The organism is Bartonella sp. AP1QHHD, assembly GCF_042196265.1.
GTDB lineage: Bacteria > Pseudomonadota > Alphaproteobacteria > Rhizobiales > Rhizobiaceae > Bartonella.
In genome coordinates, this window is sequence record NZ_JBHIPW010000067.1 from 1 (window position 1) to 1,219 (window position 1,219).

The following is a 1,219-nucleotide window of genomic DNA, read 5'->3' on the forward strand; positions in this document are numbered from 1 at the left end:
TTATCTTATCAACGATTTCTGAAAGTTGTTTTCCAACCTTTTTAACTTTTCGTGAAGGCAATTTCGCAATCATCGCTTCGTCAATTTGCCATCGGTTGTTAGCTTTGTTTGAAGTGTTGGTATTTTGCTCGCGAATGATTGGTTGTTTGGTTTCTATCGTTTTGATTTGTTCTGATTGAACATCATCACACTCGATTGGCTCGTCAACCAAATCGTTTGTTTCTAAATTTTCAAAATCAATTTCTCTTTTTGATAAAATAATATTTTTATTTTTTTTGTTATTGTTAATGTTAATGTTAATGTGTTGTCGTGATGAACTCATCATGATGTCATCATGACCTCGTGATGATGTCATGATGACATCATCATGTTCTCTTGATGAATTATCTTTCTGCTTATTTCTCTTAGTATTCGCAGCTTTTATAGCTTTTTCTGAGAGTCTATTTAAATTCTCATTAGAGTTATTGAGTTCTTCCTCAACATCTAAATTCCACAAGCGACCATCTGCTAAACGAATGAAATATCCTTCTTCAAGCAAAACATTCAGTGCCGCTTCAAACTTCTTCACTGAATAACCAGTGTAATTAGATAAAACTTTAATATTATAAAAAAGAGGTTCACCAGTATGCAACATACGTAACCGTAATCGCATATAGATATTTCCCTCTACAGCAGGCAAATAATCAACAACAATTGCCCACTTGTCTGCAAAAAGCCTCGTCCATGGCAACTTAGTTGACATACTTCACCTCCCTTTCTTTATTATTATTGCAAGTGAAATTATCTAGCTCTTCAGTGACGTTATTGAGTTCTTTTTCAACTTCTGAATTCCACAACCCACCATTGTCTAAACGTATGATGAATCCACCTTCAATCAAGGAATTCAAAGCTGTTTCAAACTCTTCTACTGGATAACCAATCCAACGAGCTAATACCCTTAAGTTGTTTAAAATAGGCTCACCAGTATGGAGCATTAGAAGTCGCAACATGACATAGATACATTTCTCGGTCGGCGACAAACAACCAAGAGTAAGAAGCCATTTGTATGCAAAAAGCCTCGTCCATGGTAATTTAATGGACATACCCCAATTCCCTTTCTTTAACTAAATATAAAATTGCTAAAGCATCTGCTTCGTTATCATCTTTCGGATTGTGCCCTTTTGCACGCACCGCCTTAATCATCTCTTCTTTCGACGCATTCCCCTTGCCTGTCGTCGCT

2 protein-coding genes are annotated in these 1,219 nt (G+C 36.1%); both read right to left on the bottom strand.

Annotation, left to right across the window (positions count from 1 at the left end):
- A partial coding sequence (locus ACFIME_RS06610) for a DUF1376 domain-containing protein (protein ID WP_375684682.1) occupies positions 1 to 742 on the bottom strand: 742 nt, incomplete at its 3' end.
- The gene (locus ACFIME_RS06615; RefSeq protein ID WP_375684683.1) at positions 732 to 1,082 is read right to left on the bottom strand and encodes a DUF1376 domain-containing protein; all 351 of its coding nucleotides are present in this window, start codon (positions 1,080 to 1,082) and stop codon (positions 732 to 734) included. The genes ACFIME_RS06610 and ACFIME_RS06615, both read right to left, overlap by 11 nt.
- Positions 1,083 to 1,219: the final 137 nt, after the last annotated feature.

What these genes read in the sequence shown, in the direction of transcription:
- ACFIME_RS06615 (WP_375684683.1), bottom strand. Translation starts at nt 1,082, where the DNA reads ATGTCCATTAAATTACCATGGACGAGGCTTTTTGCATACAAATGGCTT.